Origin of the sequence: Pseudomonas sp. NPDC088885 (assembly GCF_044750025.1) — a bacterium.
Lineage (GTDB): Bacteria > Pseudomonadota > Gammaproteobacteria > Pseudomonadales > Pseudomonadaceae > Aquipseudomonas > Aquipseudomonas rustica.
In genome coordinates, this window is sequence record NZ_JBIVJB010000089.1 from 1 (window position 1) to 19,123 (window position 19,123).

Annotated in this window: 20 protein-coding genes; 10 read left to right on the forward strand and 10 right to left on the reverse strand. The window is 60.0% G+C overall.

The window, feature by feature from the left end:
• The 4 genes from ACIP1X_RS23505 to dksA form a co-directional block, all read right to left on the reverse strand.
• The coding region (locus ACIP1X_RS23505) for a sensor histidine kinase (RefSeq protein ID WP_400755364.1) at positions 1-2,953 on the reverse strand (2,953 nt) is incomplete at its 3' end.
• A complete protein-coding gene (locus tag ACIP1X_RS23510) occupies positions 2,937-3,113 on the reverse strand; it encodes a hypothetical protein (RefSeq protein ID WP_003176118.1) in 177 nt (58 codons plus the stop codon). The genes ACIP1X_RS23510 and ACIP1X_RS23505, both read right to left, overlap by 17 nt.
• A gap of 78 nt (positions 3,114-3,191) precedes the next feature.
• On the reverse strand, positions 3,192-4,088 hold the full coding sequence (gene gluQRS / locus ACIP1X_RS23515) for a tRNA glutamyl-Q(34) synthetase GluQRS (RefSeq protein WP_400755365.1): 897 nt from the start codon (positions 4,086-4,088) through the stop codon (positions 3,192-3,194).
• A gap of 217 nt (positions 4,089-4,305) precedes the next feature.
• Positions 4,306-4,749 carry an RNA polymerase-binding protein DksA gene (gene dksA / locus ACIP1X_RS23520; RefSeq protein WP_053123888.1) on the reverse strand — a complete coding sequence of 148 codons (444 nt, stop codon included), beginning with the start codon at positions 4,747-4,749 and terminating at the stop codon, positions 4,306-4,308.
• A 336-nt stretch (positions 4,750-5,085) separates the two neighbouring features.
• On the opposite strand from dksA, the gene ACIP1X_RS23525 reads away from it, so the two are divergent.
• Positions 5,086-6,258, forward strand: coding sequence for a pyridoxal phosphate-dependent aminotransferase (locus ACIP1X_RS23525; RefSeq protein ID WP_400755367.1), 1,173 nt, complete (start codon positions 5,086-5,088; stop codon positions 6,256-6,258).
• Positions 6,258-6,971 carry a DNA/RNA nuclease SfsA gene (sfsA, locus tag ACIP1X_RS23530; protein ID WP_400755369.1) on the forward strand — a complete coding sequence of 238 codons (714 nt, stop codon included), beginning with the start codon at positions 6,258-6,260 and terminating at the stop codon, positions 6,969-6,971. Before ACIP1X_RS23525 ends, sfsA begins: the two co-directional genes overlap by 1 nt.
• On the opposite strand, the gene ACIP1X_RS23535 is transcribed toward sfsA, so the two are convergent.
• On the reverse strand, positions 6,968-7,285 hold the full coding sequence (locus tag ACIP1X_RS23535; RefSeq protein ID WP_053123881.1) for a Rieske (2Fe-2S) protein: 318 nt from the start codon (positions 7,283-7,285) through the stop codon (positions 6,968-6,970). The genes sfsA and ACIP1X_RS23535 overlap by 4 nt on opposite strands.
• Before the next feature lie 165 nt (positions 7,286-7,450).
• Here ACIP1X_RS23535 and ACIP1X_RS23540 point away from each other — a divergent pair, with 165 nt between their 5' ends.
• The 4 genes from ACIP1X_RS23540 to ACIP1X_RS23555 are packed head-to-tail and all read left to right on the forward strand — an operon-like array spanning position 7,451 to position 10,997.
• Entirely contained in the window at positions 7,451-8,323 is an 873-nt protein-coding gene (locus ACIP1X_RS23540) for a hemin ABC transporter substrate-binding protein (RefSeq protein WP_400755371.1), read from the forward strand.
• 50 nt (positions 8,324-8,373) lie between these two features.
• Positions 8,374-9,357, forward strand: coding sequence for an iron ABC transporter permease (locus ACIP1X_RS23545; RefSeq protein WP_282358450.1), 984 nt, complete (start codon positions 8,374-8,376; stop codon positions 9,355-9,357).
• Complete coding sequence (locus ACIP1X_RS23550; RefSeq protein ID WP_159815131.1) at positions 9,357-10,124, forward strand: heme ABC transporter ATP-binding protein; 768 nt, start codon at positions 9,357-9,359, stop codon at positions 10,122-10,124. The genes ACIP1X_RS23545 and ACIP1X_RS23550 overlap by 1 nt, the downstream gene beginning before the upstream one ends.
• A gap of 21 nt (positions 10,125-10,145) precedes the next feature.
• Positions 10,146-10,997 (forward strand): ChaN family lipoprotein, encoded by an 852-nt coding sequence (locus tag ACIP1X_RS23555; protein WP_400755373.1) that lies wholly within the window; start codon positions 10,146-10,148, stop codon positions 10,995-10,997.
• A gap of 233 nt (positions 10,998-11,230) precedes the next feature.
• Here the strand turns inward: ACIP1X_RS23555 and ACIP1X_RS23560 are convergent, their stop codons facing one another.
• From ACIP1X_RS23560 to ACIP1X_RS23575, 4 genes are all read right to left on the reverse strand, one after another.
• Positions 11,231-12,025 (reverse strand): Crp/Fnr family transcriptional regulator, encoded by a 795-nt coding sequence (locus ACIP1X_RS23560; RefSeq protein WP_400755375.1) that lies wholly within the window; start codon positions 12,023-12,025, stop codon positions 11,231-11,233.
• Between the two features lie 5 nt (positions 12,026-12,030).
• On the reverse strand, positions 12,031-12,303 hold the full coding sequence (locus tag ACIP1X_RS23565; protein ID WP_053123870.1) for a TfoX/Sxy family protein: 273 nt from the start codon (positions 12,301-12,303) through the stop codon (positions 12,031-12,033).
• Between the two features lie 262 nt (positions 12,304-12,565).
• Positions 12,566-12,910, reverse strand: coding sequence for a pentapeptide repeat-containing protein (locus tag ACIP1X_RS23570; RefSeq protein WP_400755376.1), 345 nt, complete (start codon positions 12,908-12,910; stop codon positions 12,566-12,568).
• 91 nt (positions 12,911-13,001) lie between these two features.
• Positions 13,002-14,558, reverse strand: coding sequence for an AAA family ATPase (locus tag ACIP1X_RS23575; RefSeq protein WP_400755377.1), 1,557 nt, complete (start codon positions 14,556-14,558; stop codon positions 13,002-13,004).
• A gap of 117 nt (positions 14,559-14,675) precedes the next feature.
• Between ACIP1X_RS23575 and mrcB the strand changes: the two genes are divergently transcribed.
• From mrcB to ACIP1X_RS23590, 3 genes are read left to right on the forward strand one after another with little or no spacing between them, the layout of a single operon-like run.
• The gene (gene mrcB / locus ACIP1X_RS23580) at positions 14,676-17,000 is read left to right on the forward strand and encodes a penicillin-binding protein 1B (RefSeq protein WP_053123865.1); all 2,325 of its coding nucleotides are present in this window, start codon (positions 14,676-14,678) and stop codon (positions 16,998-17,000) included.
• A 16-nt stretch (positions 17,001-17,016) separates the two neighbouring features.
• A complete protein-coding gene (locus ACIP1X_RS23585; RefSeq protein WP_053123863.1) occupies positions 17,017-17,766 on the forward strand; it encodes a hypothetical protein in 750 nt (249 codons plus the stop codon).
• The gene (locus tag ACIP1X_RS23590; RefSeq protein ID WP_400755379.1) at positions 17,766-18,101 is read left to right on the forward strand and encodes a YqcC family protein; all 336 of its coding nucleotides are present in this window, start codon (positions 17,766-17,768) and stop codon (positions 18,099-18,101) included. The genes ACIP1X_RS23585 and ACIP1X_RS23590 overlap by 1 nt, the downstream gene beginning before the upstream one ends.
• Before the next feature lie 113 nt (positions 18,102-18,214).
• Here the strand turns inward: ACIP1X_RS23590 and ACIP1X_RS23595 are convergent, their stop codons facing one another.
• Positions 18,215-18,631 (reverse strand): DUF4124 domain-containing protein, encoded by a 417-nt coding sequence (locus ACIP1X_RS23595; RefSeq protein WP_400755381.1) that lies wholly within the window; start codon positions 18,629-18,631, stop codon positions 18,215-18,217.
• A 398-nt stretch (positions 18,632-19,029) separates the two neighbouring features.
• Here ACIP1X_RS23595 and ACIP1X_RS23600 point away from each other — a divergent pair.
• Positions 19,030-19,123: hypothetical protein (locus ACIP1X_RS23600; protein WP_400651835.1), on the forward strand; the 94-nt coding region annotated here is incomplete at its 3' end.

Below are 19,123 nucleotides of genomic sequence, written 5' to 3' on the forward strand. Positions count from 1 at the left end.
CTTGCCCGGCCAGCGAATAGATCGAACCGAGGCACACCAGCGGCACCGCCAGGGTGCCGCGTTGGCTTTGTACATCAGCCGGGCTGTCGATGGAGATTTGTCCATAATGCTCATCAACGATGGAATAGACCAGTGCAAGGCCCAGACCGGTGCCTTCGCCAGGATCCTTGGTGGTGAAGAAGGGTTCGAACAATCTGTCCATGATGTTCTTCGGAATACCGCTGCCTTCGTCTTCGACGATCAGATCGACCGTGTGTTCGCCGGCTTCGCTTTTCACCCGTACCGCACTGTGCGGCGGCGAGGCGTCGCGGGCGTTTGAAAGCAGATTGATCAACACCTGCGCGAGCCGCTGCGGATCGCCTTCGACCCAGTGATCCGGATCGCACAGGTTGTAGAACTGAACTTCGAAATTGCGTCGGTTCAGCGCCAGCAGGCCAATCGCGTCCTGCGCCACTTCCGCCAGACAAACCGGCTCGTCGCTGTGTTGATGGCTGCCGGCATGGGCGAAACTCATCAACGACTGGACGATGCGCGATATGCGTTTGGTCTGTTCGAGAATCTGCCCGCTGATTTCCGTCAGTTCGTCGTCTTCTTCGCGCTCCTCGCGCAGGTTTTGCGCCAGACAGGCGATGCCGGTGACCGGGTTGCCGATTTCGTGGGCCACACCTGCTGCGAGGCGACCGATGCTCGCCAGACGTTCGGAGTGGACCAGTTTGTCTTCGAGCATCTGCGTTTCGGTCAAATCCTCGACCAGTAACACCAGACCGCTGTTACCCGGAGCAAGCGGTTCATCGATGGCCGCTTTGTGCAGGTTCAGCCAGCGGGTCTGGCCGTCGAGGGCCAGATGCTGTTTGTGCAAATGCTCGTCGGGCAGATTGATGAAGCCTTGCAACAATTCTTTCCATGGCTCGCCGATGGTGCTCAGGCGGGAACCGACCACGCGTTGCGCGGCAATCCCGGTGAGTTCTTCCATGGCCTTGTTCCACATCAGGATCTCTTGATCCTTGGCCAGCGAACAGACGCCCATCGGCAACTCCTGCAAGGTCTGCCGGTGGTAACGGCGCAAGGCATCAAGTTCGGCGGCTAAACCTGTAAGGCGCGAGTGGTAATCCTCTAGACGGCTTTCAATAAAGTGGATGTCTTCGGTGACATAGTTTTCGCCGCCCGCCTTGTAAGGCAGGAAGGTTTCGACCATGTCCTGCGCCACGCTCGGGCCCATCAGGCCGGAAAGGTTGGCCTCGATACGGTCACGCAAACGGCGCAAGGCGTATGGGCGACGTTCATCGAACGGCAGATAAAGGTCACGCAACGCTTGTTCGACTTCTTTCTGCGCAGCCTTGGCGCCCAGCGGTTTCGCCAGTTGCGTGGCGAATTCTTGCGGCGATGCGGCATGCAATTCGCGGCGTTGCGGACGCCGGACGTTATCCACAGCGCAGGCTTCGGCGGCGCTGGCTTCTTCGGGGCTGGCGTTGGTGAACAGCGAGATCAGCGTAAACATCAACACGTTGGCCGCCAGCGAGGCAATCGCGGCCATGTGCCAACTGGTGTCGTCGAGCACGTAAATCATGTTCAGCAGCGGGATGTAGAAACCCTGCAGATTGCCGACCAGCGGCAACAGCATGGTCACCACCCAGACCAGAATCCCCGCCAACAGGCCGGCAATAAAGCCACGGCGATTGGCGGTCGGCCAATACAGCACAGACAGCACGCCCGGGAGGAATTGCAGGGTCGCGACGAAGGCAACAATGCCAAGGTTGGCCAGATCCTGCTCGGCGCCGAGCATCAGGTAGAAACCGAATCCGGCCATGATGATCGCGACGATCAGCGCGCGGCGCGTCCACTTCAACCAACGATAGATATTGCCTTCGGCCGGCGGTTGATAAAGCGGCAGCACCAGATGGTTCAGCGCCATGCCCGACAGCGCGAGCGTGGTGACGATGATCAGCCCGCTGGCCGCTGATAAACCACCGACGTAAGCGAGCAACGCCAGCGGCTTGCTGTTGGCGGCGATGCCGATGCCGAGGGTGAAATATTCCGGATTGGTCGTCGCGCCCAGTTTCAGACCGGCCCACAAAATCAGCGGTACCGCCAGGCTCATCAACAGCAGGAACAGCGGCAAACCCCAGCTCGCACTGACCAGCGAGCGTGGATTGAGGTTTTCGGTAAACGTCATGTGATACATGTGCGGCATCACGATCGCCGAAGCGAAGAACACCAGCAACAGCGTGCGCCACGGGCCCTCCTGCAATGGCGTGTGCAGCGCGGCGAGGGCGGTCTGGTTTTGCAGCAGCCACACCTCAAGTTGTTGCGGGCCGTCGAACACGCCGTACAGCGCATACAAACCGACGCCGCCGAGGGCAACCAGTTTGATCACCGATTCAAAGGCAATCGCGAACACCAGCCCTTCGTGTTTCTCTCGGGTGGCGATGTGGCGGGAGCCGAAGAAAATCGTGAACAGGATGATCAGCGCACAAAACGCCAGCGCTACGCGGCTCTGCACCGGCTCGCCAGTGAGGATGCCAATGGAATCGGCGACCGCTTGAATCTGCAACGCCAGCAACGGCAACACGCCAATCAGCATGAAGATCGTGGTCAGCGCACCGGCCCAGGTGCTGCGAAAGCGAAAGGCAAACAGATCCGCCAGCGACGACAGTTGATAGGTGCGGGTGATTTTCAGGATCGGATAGAGCAGCACCGGCGCCAGCAGAAACGCGCCGGACACGCCGAGGTAACTGGAGAGAAAGCCGTAGCCGTACTGATACGCCAGGCCGACCGTGCCGTAGAACGCCCACGCACTGGCGTAAACCCCCAGCGACAAGGTGTACGTCAGCGGGTGGCGAATGATCGCGCGCGGGATCATGCCCCGTTCGCTGACCCAGGCAACGCCGAACAGCACCGCCAGGTACGCGGCGCTGATCAGGATCATCTGGGTCAGGCTAAAGCTCATCGGCATCTTTTTGGCTCTGCAGGATGAAGGTCACAACAATCAGGATCAGCCAAAGCAGATAGGGGCGATACCAGGCGCCCGTAGCGTCGATCCACCAATCCATGATGGCGGGGGAAAACAGGTAGATCCCCACGACTAAAAGCAGGACCAAGCGATAGATGTACATCCCGGCCTCTCTTTTTTTATGCGCGTGCCCGAAAACGTGCGGCGATGGTAACGGATGGGCGCGCGACTGCAAGTGTCGTCATAGCAGTTGCGCTTCGGGCAGGGTCAGTGTGCGCGGGATCTTCGTCGCATCCCAATGCTTGCTGCCCCAACTGAGCAATTCTTGCGGCGAGGCGTGGGCCAGTTCGGCGCCGGGATTTTGCCCCAAAGCACGCAGGGCCCGCAGCAGCAATGGCGTGGCCTGATCTGCTTCAAGCGGTGGTGAGCGATAGGACTTGCCGAGCTTGTTGCCGTCCGGTTGGGTAATCAGCGGCAGGTGCAGGTAACGCGGTTGGCGCAGGCCCAACAGTTCTTGCAGGTAGAGCTGGCGCGGTGTCGAGTCGAGCAGATCGGCACCACGGACGATGTCGGTGATGCCTTGCCACGCATCATCGAGCACCACGGCTAGTTGATAGGCGTAGAGGCCGTCACGGCGGCGGATGACGAAATCGCCGACGTCGCGGCCTAGGTGCTGGCGGTACTCGCCCTGCACACGGTCGATGAAGTGGTATTCCAGCTCCGGCACGCGCAGGCGGATCGCTGCGTCTTGTTGATCATGGCCAGCGTTACGGCACAGGCCCGGATAAATGCCGTTGTACGCTTCGAGCTGTTTGCGCGAGCAGGTGCAGGCGTAGGCCAGACCGTGATTGAACAGGCTGTTGAGCACGTCGGCGTAGGCGTCATGTCGATCACTCTGGCGCACCATGTCGCCGTCCCACTCGAAACCGTAGCTTTCCAGCGCCTTGAGAATCGCGCTCTGCGCACCGGGTTCTTCACGCGGCGGATCGAGATCTTCCATGCGCACCAGCCAGCGACCGCCGACTGAACGGGCATCGAGGTAAGAGGCGAGGGCGGCTACCAGCGAGCCGAAGTGCAAATGGCCACTGGGGGTCGGGGCGAAGCGGCCGATGTAGGCAGGGGATTTTTTGGCAGTCATGGAAACGAAGCTACTTTTCAGGCTATACGCCGGTCAACCTGTGGGAGCGAGCCTGCTCGCGATAGCGGTGTGACATTCAACACCGATATTGACTGACCCACCGCTATCGCGAGCAGGCTCACTCCTACAAAAGGCAAAGGCAAAGGCAAAGGCAAAAGACAAAAGACAGAAACAAAAACGGAGCGTTCGCACGCTCCGTTCTTCGTTCAGGTCGAGATTACTTGCCGACCTGCTTTTCCTTGATTTCCGCCAGGGTCTTGCAGTCGACACACATGTCGGCTGTCGGGCGTGCTTCGAGGCGCTTCACACCAATCTCGACGCCGCACGAATCACACCAGCCGTACTCTTCGTCTTCGATCAGTTGCAGCGTCTTGTCGATCTTCTTGATCAACTTGCGCTCGCGGTCGCGGGCGCGCAGCTCAAGAGCGAACTCTTCTTCCTGGCTGGCACGGTCGGCCGGATCCGGGAAATTCGCAGCTTCGTCTTTCATGTGATCAACAGTGCGGTCGACTTCCTGCATCAACTCCTGTTTCCACTTGTTCAGAACCTTGGTGAAGTGCGCGCGCATCGGGGCGCCCATGTACTCTTCACCTTTCGCCGGAACGTAAGGTTCGAAACCGCTGATCGTGGTTTGCTGCTGTTGCTTTGCTTGGGTGGGCATGAAATGGACCGCCTCTACTCTTGTAATCCATTGCGCAGGATTGCTCCATCACCGACACCTGCCGGCCCTGCGGCTGCAAGCGGGCGAACTTACCAGATCAATTCGGCCCGCGCTACTCCCGGATGTCGAGGCCCCGGCGGGTGGCGCTTGTAAAAGTCAGGCAAGCTGTGTCTGGCGGTGGTGGAGACCTGTTCAATCACTGATTTTAGTCAATCCTGGAGCGTACGCTCGTATCGTTACAGTCCAGCGTTCTTGAGGCTGTGACCGCTGCGGGTTCTCGCTCGTTCCGGCAGATGGGTAGAATCGTCTCTTTTTTTCCGTTGAAGGAAAGGCCCAATGGCTCAGCCCTACAGTGCGCGCAGTCGTGCGATCGAACCGTTCCATGTCATGGCGTTGCTGGCGCGGGCCAATGAGTTGCAGGCGGAAGGCCACGACGTGATCCATCTGGAGATCGGCGAACCGGACTTCACCACGGCCGAGCCGATCATTCGCGCAGGGCAGGCGGCGCTAACTGCCGGGAAAACCCGTTACACCGCCGCGCGCGGCATTCCTGAGCTGCGCGAGGCGATCGCCGGGTTCTATCAATCGCGTTATGGCTTGAACATCGATCCACGGCGGATTCTGATCACGCCGGGCGGTTCCGGGGCGTTACTGCTCGCCAGTGCGTTGCTGGTCGATCCCGGGAAACACTGGCTGTTGGCGGATCCGGGTTACCCGTGCAACCGCCACTTTCTGCGTCTGGTCGAGGGCGCGGCGCAGTTGGTGCCGGTCGGGCCTGACGTGCGTTATCAACTGACCCCGGATCTGGTCGAGCGTCATTGGGATCACGACAGCGTTGGCGCACTGGTCGCCTCACCGGCCAATCCGACTGGCACCATCCTGACCCGCGATGAGCTGGCCGGGTTATCCACAGCCATCAAGGCCAGACACGGGCATCTGGTGGTGGACGAGATCTACCACGGCCTGACCTACGGCACCGATGCGGCGAGCGTGCTGGAAGTCGATGACAGTGCTTTCGTGCTGAACAGTTTCTCGAAATATTTCGGCATGACCGGTTGGCGCCTCGGCTGGCTGGTGGCGCCAGAGGCGGCGGTCAGTGATCTGGAAAAGCTCGCACAGAACCTCTACATCAGCGCACCAAGCATGGCGCAATACGCGGCGCTCGCCTGTTTTGAGCCGGACACTATCGCGATTCTGGAGGAGCGCCGCGCCGAATTCGGCCGTCGTCGCGATTTCCTCCTGCCGGCCTTGCGTGAGCTGGGTTTCAACATCGCCGTGGAGCCTGAAGGCGCGTTCTATTTGTACGCCGATATCAGCCAGTTCGGCGGTGATGCCTTCGCGTTCTGCCGACATTTCCTCGAAACCGAGCACGTCGCTTTTACGCCAGGACTGGATTTCGGTCGCTATCAGGCCAGTCATCATGTGCGTTTTGCCTACACGCAAAACCTCCCTCGCCTACAAGAAGCGGTGGAACGCATCGCGCGTGGCTTGAAGAGTTGGCAAGGCTGATGCGCTTTTATCCAGAGCTTGAAGAAGCGCGACTGATCCGTCGTTACAAACGTTTTCTTGCCGATATCGAAACGGTTAACGGTGAGTTACTGACCATTCACTGCCCGAACACCGGTTCGATGCTCAATTGTCAGGTCGAGGGCGGGCAGGTCTGGTTCAGCCGCTCCAATGACCCCAAACGCAAGTTGCCCGGCACCTGGGAAATCGGCGAAACCCCGCAGGGGCGCCTGTTTTGCGTGAACACCGCGCGAGCCAACGTTTTGGTCGAGGAAGCCTTGCAAGCGGGCGTCATCACCGAGCTAAACGGCTTTACCGCGTTGAAGCGTGAAGTCGCTTATGGTCAGGAAAAAAGTCGCATCGATTTTCGCCTCGAATACCCGAGCGGCCCGGCTTACGTGGAAGTGAAAAGTGTCACGCTGGGTTTCGACGGTACGCCGGTGGCAGCGTTTCCGGATGCGGTGACCCAGCGCGGCGCCAAGCATCTGCGGGAGCTGGCGCATCTGGCGCGGGACGGAATTCGCGCGGTGCAGTTGTATTGCGTCAATCTCAGCGGGATCGAGGCGGTGCGCCCGGCCAGGGAAATTGATTCAGCGTATGCCGAAGCGCTGCATGAAGCGGTCGCGTGTGGCGTCGAGGTGCTGGCGTACGGCGTGCGCTTGAGCCATGAAGAGATGGTCATCGACCGGCGCCTCGATGTGCTGCTCAACGGTTAAACATCGATCCACAGGCCTTGCGCGTCTTCGCGGCAAGGGATGGCGGTGAGTGATTGCCCGGCGCAAGGCCCGGCCACGCATTCACCGTCCTCGATCAGAAACAGTGCGCCGTGGGTAGCGCACTGAATCAGGCTGTTGCTCGGGTCGAGAAACTGGTCGGGTTGCCATTCCAGCCCCACGCCCCGGTGCGGGCAGCGATTCAGGTAGACGTAGGCCTGGCCGCTGCGGCGCACGGCGAACAGCTTGTTGCCGTCGATCTCGAAACCACGGCTTTTCGCTTCGGCCAGCTCGGCGCCTGCGCAGAGAAACTTCATGACTATCCTCTAGTGTTTGCTCGTGTCCGGATATGTCCGAGCTTGACGTTTAAATGCAAACAATTATCAAATGACGGCCTTCGTCCGCAGGGCGGCTGGCAGATGCCGAGGATACTTGGCCTGTCGTCCCGATGCCCGGGAAAACCACGTTCAAGGAAGCTGTGTATGCGCCTGAGTACCCGCGTTGCTGTGCTGTGTGTCGGACTTTTCGTCAGCCACCAGGCTGCAGCGGCTGAGTTGCCGCAACGTTGGGTGAGTGCCGGCGGCGCGCTGTCGGAGTGGGTTTCGGCCTTGGGCGGCGAGGCGAAACTGGTCGGCGTCGATACCACCAGTCAGCATCCGGAATCTTTGAAAGCGCTGCCGAGCATCGGCTATCAGCGCAGCCTTTCCGCCGAGGGCATTCTCAGTTTGCGCCCGGACATTCTGATCGGCACCGAAGAAATGGGCCCGCCGCCGGTACTGTCGCAAGTCAAAGCGGCCAAGGTGCAGGTGGAATTGTTCTCGGCGCAGCCCGATCTGCCGACGGTTGAGAAAAACGTTACCCGTCTCGGTCAATTACTCGGTGCTGAAGCTGAGGCCAAACAACTGCTGGCAAGTTATCAACAGCAACTCGACGCACAAAAAGTGCGGGTTGCCGGCGCGCAGTCGAAACAGAAAGCCCCGGGCGTGCTGCTGTTGCTCGGGCATGCCGGTGGCAAACCGTTGATCGCCGGCAAAGACACCGCCGCCGACTGGCTGCTGCAACAGGCGGGTGGGCATAACCTCGCGACGCACACCGGTTACAAACCGTTCTCGGTGGAATCCCTTGCCAGTCTTGATCCGGAAGTCCTGGTATTCGCCGACCGTGCCTTGACCGGCGACGCGGCGAAAGTGGCGCTGTTCAAGGAAAACCCGATTCTCAATTCAAGCCGCGCGGCGAAAACCGGGCGGGTGCTGGAGCTGGATCCGACGCTGTTGGTCGGCGGCCTCGGCCCACGTTTGCCGGCGGCGTTGAAAACCCTGTCTGACGGTTTCTACCCGGCCAAGAGCGGCCAATGACCACACTGGTCAAACCCCGTGGCTTATTTATCGGCCTGACCCTCCTGTGTTTGCTGGCGATCTGGCTATCGTTGGCATTGGGGCCGGTCAGCCTGCCGCTGTTCGATACGCTGCGTGCGGCGTTGCGCCTGATCGGTGTGCCGCTGGCGCCGGACGGGCTGGAGCAGGCTGAGCTGATTCTCGGGCAGATTCGTCTGCCGCGAACCTTGCTTGGTCTGGCGGTCGGCGGTGTGTTGGCGTTGTCCGGCGTCGCGATGCAGGGTTTGTTTCGCAATCCGCTGGCGGATCCGGGGCTGGTCGGTGTTTCCAGTGGCGCGGCGTTGGGCGCGGCGATTGCGATTGTCGGTGGTTCGTTTTTTGGCGGCATGCCGGAGTGGTTCGGGCCTTACCTGTTGTCGGTGTGCGCGTTTCTCGGCGGCCTCGGTGTGACGGCGCTGGTGTACCGACTCGGTCGCCGTAATGGCCAGACCAATGTCGCCACCATGCTGCTGGCCGGTATTGCACTGACCGCACTGGCCAGTTCGGCGGTTGGACTGTTTACGTATCTGGCGGACGACGCGACTCTGCGCACGCTGACATTCTGGAATCTGGGCAGCCTCAATGGTGCGAGTTACGCGCGGTTGTGGCCGTTGCTGATCATCAGTGCCGGTGTCGCCTTGTGGCTGCCGCGTCGGGCGAGGGCGTTGAACGCGTTATTGCTCGGCGAGTCGGAAGCCGGGCATTTGGGTATCGATGTCGAGAAGCTCAAGCGTGAGTTGGTGTTCTGCACGGCGCTGGGTGTTGGCGCGGCGGTGGCGGCGGCCGGGATGATCGGTTTTGTCGGACTGGTGGTGCCGCATCTGGTGCGCTTGCTGGCGGGGCCGGATCATCGGGTGTTGTTGCCGGCGTCGGTGCTGGCGGGGGCGAGCCTGTTGTTGCTCGCCGATCTGGTGGCGCGGCTGGCGCTGGCGCCGGCGGAATTGCCGATTGGTATCGTCACCGCGTTTATCGGTGCGCCGTTCTTCCTTTACTTGCTGTTGCGAGGACGTGCCTGATGCTGCGAGCGCACAATCTGCACATCCATCGCGGCCGCAAAACGGTGCTCAGCGAAGTTTCGCTGCAACTCGAACCGGGTGAAGTGCTTGGCGTGCTCGGGCCCAATGGTGCCGGAAAAAGTACGTTGCTCGGCGCCTTGTGCGGTGAATTGAAACCGAGCGAGGGCGAAGTGTCGCTCGACGGCCAGGCGCTGACGCACTGGACGGGCACGCAACGGGCGCAACGTCTGGCGGTACTGCCGCAAGTGTCGACGCTGGATTTTGCGTTTCGCGTTGAAGAAGTGGTCGGCATGGGACGCTTGCCTTATCAAAGCGGTCGAGTGCGCGATGACGAGATTATTGCTGCCGCACTGGCCGCCGCCGATGCCGGGCATTTGAGCGGTCGCAGTTATCTGGCGTTGTCCGGCGGCGAACGTCAGCGCGTGCATCTGGCGCGGGTGTTGGCGCAACTGTGGCCGGGGCAAGCCGGGCAAACGTTGTTACTGGATGAGCCGACGTCGATGCTCGATCCGCTGCATCAACACACCACGTTGCAGGCCGTGCGCGAGTTCGCTGATCGCGGCGCTGCGGTGTTGGTCATCCTGCATGATCTGAATCTGGCGGCGCGCTATTGTGATCGGGTGTTGCTGCTCGAAGGCGGGCGCCCGGTCGCGCTGGATACGCCGGAGCAAGTGCTGCGCCCGGACGCACTCAAAGCGGTGTTCGGTCTCGAAGTATTGGTGCAACCGCACCCGGAGCGTGGGCATCCGCTGATCATCGCCCGCTGAGTTTTTCATCGAGGTGAGTGCATGCGCGCAATCTGGTTGTTGGCGGTGTTGTGGTTGGCGGGGTGTCAGCATGTGGCTGTGGCGCCGCCGCCCGCTGGAGAAGTTCGTGATCTGCGCAACGGTCAGGTGCTGACGGCGCAGCAATTGCTGATGCGACTGGCCGAGCCTGAGCGTGTGATCGTCGGCGAGCAACATGACAATGCCGATCATCACGCGGTGCAGTTGTGGTTATTGCAGGCACTCGGCGAGCAACGGCCGCAAGGCAGTCTGTTGCTGGAAATGCTCACGCCGGAGCAGCAATCGAAAGTTGATCAAGTGCGCCATGCCGCTACGCCTCCTGCTGATCTTCCTGCTGCATTGGCCTGGCAGGACGGTTGGGACTGGAATCTCTACGGGCCGATCGTTCGTTTCGCGCTCACGCAACCGTATCCGCTGCTGGCGGCGAATCTGGACACCGCCGAAATCCACACCTTCTACCGTAACCCGCCGGTTTTAAAGGGTGAGCGCAGTAATGCAGCCCCAGTAAAAAGCACGTTGCTTGAGCAGATCAGTGATTCGCACTGTGGCCTGCTTCCGGAATCTCAAATGCCGGCGATGCTGGCGGTGCAGCAACAGCGTGATCGGCATATGGCTGAGCGTTTGTTCGCGGCACCGACGCCTTCGCTGTTGCTGGCCGGTGCCTGGCATGCGCGCAAGGATGTCGGTGTGCCGGTGCATGTCGAGGATTTGGGCGCCACTGAGGCACCGACGGTTTTGATGTTGGCAGAGCAGGGCAGTGAGGCGACTGCGGCAATGGCCGATTACGTCTGGTTCACTCCTGTCACGCCGAAGCAGGATTACTGCGAGCAAATGCGCAAACAGTTCGGCAAATGACTTTTCCACGGGCAAAAAAAGACCCGGTAAAAACCGGGTCAAATAACCGTGATTAGCCTGATGAGGAGATAATCTGAGAGTCCGAACCAAGGGCTTTTCAGAATATCGACTGATCTCGCGACCAGTTGTGATAATCATAGCGATTCTCATTACCGAGTCAACACCTGATTCTGGATTTATTTGATTTAGTCTGAGAAATGGCCGGAACGCCCCGTAATCAAAGGACTTGAGCGTTAACCGTTAGTCGACGTCAACTGGGTGATCCGCCGGTTGAGCTGACCGATGCGCCGCGCCATGCTCTCAATCAGGCTGTGGGCGATCTTTGGATTGCTGCGGGTCATGCTCAAAAATTGATCACCGGGGATCAGCATGATGGTACTCGGCTCACGGGCGATCACCGTGGCGTTGCGCGGCTCGCGGGTGAACACCGCCATCGCGCCGAAAATTTCATCCCTGGGTACTTCGCCGACTTTCTGCCCATCAACAAACGCTTCGGCGTGCCCGTCGATGATCACGAAAACATGATCAGCGGCGTCACCTTGTTGAATCAGGATTTCGCCAGCGTCGACCCGTTTGAAACCATTGGTGCTACGAAACTCGCGCGGCTTCAGTTCTGCTACGGCGTGGGCCAGTATCGCGGTGTGCCCCAGCAGGTATTCGAGAAATTGCTCAGCCCGAGCGGGCTCTGCATACAAATGCTGAAACAGATCACGGCGCCGATAAGGCAGAAGACGCAGGGCGCCGTCACTGCTCAAGCGGCAATCCATCCAGGCTTCGCCACGTTGCAGACCGACCAAGTCGCCTTCCTGCCAATAGAACAGGGCTCGACCACCGATGCTTCCGCTGATCACGCCATCGTTGAGCAGAAACAGCTGATCACTCGGCAGTCGCTCCAGCAAATCCTCAGTCGCCTCGACTTCAATCTCCAAACCGCACGGCTCAAGGCCTTGCAGCCATTGCGCGGGCAGAGTCTGCAAGCGATTGATCAGCGCATCCACTGGCGCCGATTGTTCCCCCAGCAAATACATAGCGGTCAGTTCTTGTGACGCGCGGAGATGGCGTCGAGCTGTTTGTTCAACGCGTCTTTGCGCTCGGCGGGAATGTCGTTCCAGTGCACGTCCATCAGCGCGCCTTCGATCGCATACAACAACACCTTCGATGCGCGAAACCCGCGGGTACGCACGGCCCGGTAGGCGTCCACCGCGCCCAGGCGACGCAAGTCCGAGGCGCTGTGGATGCCCACAGCATGCAGCCATTGCGCCGACGTCTTGCCAAGATTCTTCAGGTGTTGCAGTTCATCATTCATCAAGCCTCCTTGCGACGGCCGAACGGTGCGTGGGCGAGCTTCTCAGGAGTGTAGCCATCAGTAGGAAAAGCGTGGTTGTTTGGTCGGATTCGACGCAAAAGCTTCTAAGAAAGGGGCTGCAAACGCAGAAAGGCGGGAAGAAACGCGCAAACAAATGTGGGAGCGGGCTTGCTCGCGAAGGCGTCGTATCAGTCACCGGATGTATCGACTGACACTACGCCTTCGCGAGCAAGCCCGCTCCCACAAGGGCCGATCAAGAATATCAGCGAGTGCGATAGCGCAAACGCGTACCAAAATTCATCGACATCAAAATCTCGTCCGCACTCAATTCCGCCGGGAAATACGCCCCGGAAATCTGCGCGTGAGCGAGGCTCGCCCCTTCAAGCGATGCATTACGGAAATCAATCCCGCGCAAATCAGCAGAACGGAAATACGCGTCACGGAAGTCCACGCCATCGGCATTCAGCTCGCGCATATCGAGACCACGAAAGTCGCCGCCGACCATGTCGATCGGGCCGTCCTGCGGGCGTTCCTTGTTGAAACCAGTGATGTCATCTTTATGCAGCAAGGCATACAGCGGGGTGTCGAGAAGTTTCGGCTGGCTCATGTCACATCACCTGTTGGTTTTATGACGCCAGTATAGTGCCACTATTTGACGGCCGTGAAGCAAGCGAGGGCTTCACGGCCGAAATAGTTTCTTACAGGCCCGGCAGGCGTTGACGGATCTGTGCGACCACGGTGTCGAGGGTGCCGGATTCGTTGGTTTGCACGCGTTTGCTGCGCAGAATTTCTTCCGGCGTCAGCGCTTCACGATTGGCTTGTTGCGCTTCAATCACAGCCAGCGTGGCGTCGGACGGATCCTGTTTGTCGGCCTGACGCATCGCCAGCCAGCTCTCGATCACCGCTTGCGGCGCGTTGCAGTCGAGGATCAGGAACGGCGTGCCAGTGGCTTCGGCAATTTTCGCCGCGTTGTCACGTTGTTCGCGCTTGAGGTAAGTCGCGTCGATGACCACCGGGAAACCGGCGTGCAGGATCACTTCAGCGATTTCATGCACACGCGCGTAAGTCGCGGTGCTGGCGTCGGCGCTATAAATGCCGGCCTGTACATCATTGGCAACGGTTTGCTCGCCGAACAGACGCTTGCGCTCAACGTCGGAGCGCAGGCGAATGGCGCCCAGTGCTTCAACCAGACGCATGGCCACGTGACTCTTGCCGACAGCAGAAACGCCGTGAGTAATGGCCATGAAGCGCGAAGGAATGGTGCTGTAACTTTCCGCCAGGTTGGCGTAGTTGCGGTACTGACGCAGGGTGGTCGCGCGCTGCACCGGAGTCGCGTCGGCCGGCATGCTGAACAACGCCACTTTTGCGCGAACCATTGCACGGTAGGCTTTATAGAAGTTCAGCACTTCCAGACCCTGGTAATCGCCGGTCAACTCCAGGTACTGGCTGATGAAGCGGCGCGCGAGGGATTTCAGGCCACGGTCTTCCAGGTCCATCGCGAGGAAACCGGTGTCGGCCCAGACGTCAGTGAAACGGAAAGGCTCGTTGAATTCGATGCAGTCGAAGATCACCACTTTGCCGTCGATGACGGTAGCGTTGCCGAGGTGGATGTCACCGTGACATTCACGGGTGAAACCGTCGGCCTTGCGCTGGGTGAACAGAGGCTTGAGGCGCTCGAAGCTGCTTTCGGCCCAGGCTTTCAGCGCGTCGAGTTGCAGCAGGTCATTTTTGTCGCTGAGGAACGGCAGGATCTGTTCGAAGTTTTGCGACACCGGCGCCATCACGCTTTCCGGGGTGCCAGCATCGTGTTCGGCCGGGACTTTTGGCGCGGTGAGGTGGAAGTGCGCGATCTGCTGCGCCATCTCATCAATGTGCTGGGTGGTCAGCTCGCCATTCGCTTGCAGGGTGCTGAGCATACCGGTCTGCGGGAACTGGCGCATTTTCAGCAGGTATTCGATGGCCGGGCCGTCACCGCCCAGTTGCGGTGCTTCGACGCTGCCGGTGACTGGCAACACTTCCAGATACAAATCATCGGTCAGGCGCTGGTTCAGGCGCAGTTCTTCGGCGCAAAAGTGCGCGCGCGATTCGAGGCCGGTGAAGTCGAGGAAGCCGAAATTCACGGGCTTCTTCACTTTATAAGCAAACGGACCGGTGAGGATTACCCACGAGATGTGCGTTTCGATGACCTGAAACCCTTCGACAGGGTGCGGGTAGAGGGCCGGGTTTTGCAGGGCAGCGATCAGTGACTGGCTCACGGGCGATCCTTCAGAGAGGGGGGAAATTCGAGGCGGCTATTATGGCCGCTCGCCAGCCTGACGCAAACCTCGGAGCGCTCCTGTTGAGGATGAATAAAGTGCGTATAATCCGCCGCCATGACTCGAACTCGATCTCCCCGTACCAAGAAAAAACCACCTTCCAAGGGCCTTGGCCCGTGGTTGAGCTGGGCCATTAAACTCAGTCTGGTCGGCCTTGTCGTGCTGGCCGGCTTCGCCGTTTACCTCGATGCCGTGGTGCAGGAGAAGTTCTCCGGCAAGCGCTGGACCATCCCGGCCAAGGTTTACGCGCGCCCGCTTGAGCTGTTCGTCGGACAGAAGCTCAGCAAGGACGATTTCCTCACTGAACTCGATGCCCTCGGCTATCGCCGCGAAGCCGTGAGCAACGGCCCCGGTGCTGCTGCGGTCAACGGCAACACGGTTGATCTGAACACCCGTGGCTTCCAGTTCTATGAAGGCCTGGAAAAACCGCAACCGGTGCGCGTGCGCTTCTCCGGCGATTACGTCGCCGAGTTGTCGGCGACCAACGGTTCCAAGTTGTCCGTGGTGCGTCTTGAACCGCTGATGATCGGCGGCATTTATCCGAAAAATCTTGAAGACCGCATTCTGATCAAACTTGATCAAGTGCCGCCGTACCTGCTCGAAACCCTGGTGGCTGTCGAAGACCGCGATTTCTACAGCCACTGGGGCGTGTCGCCGAAGTCGATTGCCCGCGCTGTCTGGGTCAACACCTCGGGCGGCAAAATGACTCAGGGCGGCAGTACGCTGACCCAGCAGTTGGTGAAAAACTTCTACCTGACCAGCGAACGCAGTCTGACCCGCAAGCTCACCGAAGCGATGATGGCGATGCTGCTGGAGCTGCATTACGACAAAAAAGAAATTCTTGAGGCCTACCTCAACGAAGTCTTCGTCGGTCAGGACGGTCAGCGTGCGGTGCACGGTTTCGGTCTGGCCAGCCAGTTCTTCTTCGGCCAGCCATTGTCCGAGCTGAAGCTGCATCAGGTTGCGCTGCTGGTCGGCATGGTCAAAGGCCCGTCCTACTACAACCCGCGTCGCAACCCGGAGCGTGCGCTGGAGCGTCGTAACCTGGTGCTCGACGTGCTTGAGCAACAAGGTGTGGCGACCGCCGAGCAAGTCGCAGCGGCGAAGAAAATGCCACTGGGTGTGACCACGCGCGGCAAGCTCGCCGACAGTTCCTTCCCGGGCTTTATCGATCTGGTCAAACGTCAGCTGCGTGAAGACTATCGCGACGAAGACTTGACCGAAGAAGGCCTGCGGATCTTCACCAGTTTCGACCCGATTCTGCAGATGAAGGCGGAAGCCTCGGTCAACGACACTTTCAAACGTCTGTCCGGGCGCAAAGGCTCCGACGATGTCGAAGCGGCGATGGTCGTGACCAACCCGGAAACCGGCGAAGTGCAGGCGATGATCGGCAGCCGTCAGGCCAGTTACGCAGGCTTCAACCGCGCGCTTGATGCTGTGCGGCCGGTGGGTTCGTTGATCAAACCGGCGGTGTACCTGACCGCGCTGGAAAAACCGAGCAAGTACACGCTGACCAGTTGGCTCTCGGATGACCCGTTGTCGGTCAAAGGCGCGGACGGTCAGGTGTGGAAACCGCAGAACTACGATCGTCGCTCCCACGGCACGGTGTTCCTCTATCAAGGTCTGGCGCATTCCTACAACCTGTCGACCTCGCGTCTGGGTCTGGAAGTCGGTGTGCCGAACGTGCTGAAAACCCTCGGGCGCCTCGGCGTAACCCGTGAGTTCCCGGCGTTCCCGTCGATGTTGCTGGGTGCCGGCGGCATGACCCCGATCGAAGTGGCAACCATGTACCAGACCCTCGCCAACGGCGGTTTCAACACGCCGATGCGCGGGATTCGCAGCGTATTGACCGCCGAGGGCGAACCGCTCAAGCGTTATCCGTTCCAGATCGAGCAGCGTTTCGATCCGGCGTCGATCTACCTGATCCAGAACGCCATGCAACGAGTCATGCGTGAAGGTACCGGTAGCTCGGTTTACAACGTCTTGCCGAAAACCCTGACGCTGGCCGGCAAGACCGGTACCAGTAACGATTCGCGGGACAGCTGGTTCGCCGGCTTCAGCCAGGACTTGCTGGCCGTGGTCTGGCTGGGTCGCGACGATAACGGCAAGACGCCGTTCACCGGCGCCACCGGTGCATTGCAGGTCTGGACCAGTTTCATGCGCAAGGCCGACCCGCTGCCGCTGGACATGCCGCAACCGGACAACATCGTTCAGGCGTGGGTGGATTCGCGCACCGGCCAAGGCTCCGATGCCAACTGCCCGGGCGCGGTGCAGATGCCGTATATTCGCGGCAGCGAACCACCACCCGGCGCCGCGTGCGCAAGCGAAACGCCTGCTTCCGGCGAGTCGGTGATGGATTGGGTCAAGGGCTGGATGAATTAAGCAAAGAGGGTTTCAAGTGAACAAGTGGTTGATTCCAGCGGTGACCGCCGTGGCTTTGCTCAGCGGCTGCTCTACCGTACAGCGTGGTTCGATTCCGGTGGTTGATTCCGGGACTGCGGTGTCCAACAGCGAACGTATTTCGGCCAATGGCGGTTTCCGTCAAACCACGGTGAAGCGTCCTGCGCAGGGCCAGACTCAGGCCATTCCGCAGGGTGATACCGGCGTGGTGGTGATGGTGCCGGGTGGCGGCGCTGCCGTGTCGACGCCGATCAGCTCTTCGCCGATCGTGCCGGGCCCGGCGTCCGGCGGTATCACGGCGGGGCCTTACAACCCTGCGCCAGTCGAGTCGGCGCCGGTCAATACCGGCACCTACAACATGCCGTCGACGCCGAGCGGGATTCCTTCGGCCAGCAGCGGCGGCGGTTTGTCGGCTGACGAGCAACTGGACGGTCCGGTGCTCGCCTTGCTGACCACTGCGCAACAGCAACAGGCCGGTGGCGACCTCAACGGTGCGTCCTCCAGCCTCGAGCGTGCGCAACGTGTCGCGCCGCGTGAGCCGCAAGTGCTTTATCGCCTCGCGCAGGTGCGCATGGCTCAAGGCGATGCGCCGCAAGCCGAGCAGTTCGCCCGTCGCGCGTTGACCATGGCCAACGGTCGTCCGGATCTGCAGGCGAGCCTGTGGGAATTGATCGCGCAGTCCCGTGAGAAACAAGGCGATTCCGCCGGCGCCGCTCAGGCCCGTCAGAAGGCCAAGGTTTCGCTGTGATGGATGCACGGTTCCCGAAAATCGCCGATCAGTTACTGCTGATTGAGCGCGAACTGCGCACACAGGGCTGGTGGGATGAGGTGCAGCCGTCGGTAGAAGCCTTGAGCAGTGTCGAACCGTTTTCGGTCGATACGCTGGACTTCGAACAATGGCTGCAATGGATCTTCCTGCCGCGCATGAAAATGATCCTCGAGCAGGATCTGCCCTTGCCGAATGCCTCGGGCATTCAGGAAATGGCAGAGATGGTCTTCGCCCAGCGCAACCTGGGTGGCAAGGATCGTCAGTTGCAGGTGCTGCTCAAAGAGTTCGACCTGCTGATCACCGCCTCACGTTAACCCCGATCTTTGTGGGAGCCGAGCTTGCTCGCGAATGCGGTCTGTCATTCAACGAATAAGTCGACTGATACACCGCTTTCGCGAGCAAGCTCAGCTCTTACGAGGGCGTGGTGTTACTGGCAGTTCTCGGCAATCTGCTTCTGCGCCTCAACAATCCGCTCCTGACGCTGCGCATCATCCAGCCGTCGCATCTGTCCTTCCACTTCCTCCCTCAAACGCGGATTGTTCTGCAACTGCGCAAGGTTCGTCCGTGCCTGCTGACAAAACTGCTTGAGCTGAGCCTGCTGATCCGCGACCTGTTTCTTCACCTGGTCATCAATCGCCTTCTGATCGCCGAGCACGCCGCTGCCAGGCATTGGCGCAGCTTTGGGCGGGGGCGAGGAGGGTGTCTGTAGCGTGGTGGATGGCTGACCCGCTGGCGGCTGCGCATCGAAATGCGTGACACCTTGGGCGTCGACCCATTTGTAGATCTGAGCGGCCATGCACCAGGGGCTGAGGCCGATCAGCAGGGAGAGGAGGAGCGTTCGCATGCTGATTCCTTGGCAAAATTGCGCAATTGACGCTAACAGAGTAGCGGTTTTCAGGTTTTTTCTTGCGTTCTCATGTGCTTACCCACAATTAGTGACATAGACAGCTTGACTTGGAGAGGGCGAAACAGAAGAATCCAAAGTCCGCTGTAGAGGGACTGCCAGAAGCAGACCCACTCGGTAGATCATGAGGCGCACATCCGCGCCGACCTGTTACACCCGCAACGCGTTACCTCGCGCTGGGTGGGAAAGGCCCGCAACACTGGGACGATCCCAATACTTGCTCAGTCAGTGCTGACGTAGTCGGCGACCACCGTCGCTCATGCTCTGCCGAGAAGTAAACCTATTAAGACCCGCCCCTTTTTTGTGGACGGTATTCTGGCGTTTTAGAGGTGAACAACGTGGAGCTTTTATCTGGCGGTGAGATGCTCGTCCGCTTTTTGCGTGACGAAGGCGTCAAATATATCTACGGGTACCCGGGTGGTGCTCTCCTGC

Coding starts and splice junctions, on each gene's coding strand:
- ACIP1X_RS23540 (WP_400755371.1), top strand. CDS start 7,451: ATGCGCCTGAGTACCCGCGTTGCTGTGCTGTGTGTCGGACTTTTCGTC.
- sfsA (WP_400755369.1), top strand. CDS start 6,258: ATGCGCTTTTATCCAGAGCTTGAAGAAGCGCGACTGATCCGTCGTTAC.
- ACIP1X_RS23535 (WP_053123881.1), bottom strand. CDS start 7,285: ATGAAGTTTCTCTGCGCAGGCGCCGAGCTGGCCGAAGCGAAAAGCCGT.
- ACIP1X_RS23555 (WP_400755373.1), top strand. CDS start 10,146: ATGCGCGCAATCTGGTTGTTGGCGGTGTTGTGGTTGGCGGGGTGTCAG.
- ACIP1X_RS23525 (WP_400755367.1), top strand. CDS start 5,086: ATGGCTCAGCCCTACAGTGCGCGCAGTCGTGCGATCGAACCGTTCCAT.
- ACIP1X_RS23510 (WP_003176118.1), bottom strand. CDS start 3,113: ATGTACATCTATCGCTTGGTCCTGCTTTTAGTCGTGGGGATCTACCTG.
- mrcB (WP_053123865.1), top strand. CDS start 14,676: ATGACTCGAACTCGATCTCCCCGTACCAAGAAAAAACCACCTTCCAAG.
- dksA (WP_053123888.1), bottom strand. CDS start 4,749: ATGCCCACCCAAGCAAAGCAACAGCAGCAAACCACGATCAGCGGTTTC.
- ACIP1X_RS23595 (WP_400755381.1), bottom strand. CDS start 18,631: ATGCGAACGCTCCTCCTCTCCCTGCTGATCGGCCTCAGCCCCTGGTGC.
- ACIP1X_RS23590 (WP_400755379.1), top strand. CDS start 17,766: ATGGATGCACGGTTCCCGAAAATCGCCGATCAGTTACTGCTGATTGAG.
- ACIP1X_RS23550 (WP_159815131.1), top strand. CDS start 9,357: ATGCTGCGAGCGCACAATCTGCACATCCATCGCGGCCGCAAAACGGTG.
- ACIP1X_RS23560 (WP_400755375.1), bottom strand. CDS start 12,025: ATGTATTTGCTGGGGGAACAATCGGCGCCAGTGGATGCGCTGATCAAT.
- gluQRS (WP_400755365.1), bottom strand. CDS start 4,088: ATGACTGCCAAAAAATCCCCTGCCTACATCGGCCGCTTCGCCCCGACC.
- ACIP1X_RS23570 (WP_400755376.1), bottom strand. CDS start 12,910: ATGAGCCAGCCGAAACTTCTCGACACCCCGCTGTATGCCTTGCTGCAT.
- ACIP1X_RS23565 (WP_053123870.1), bottom strand. CDS start 12,303: ATGAATGATGAACTGCAACACCTGAAGAATCTTGGCAAGACGTCGGCG.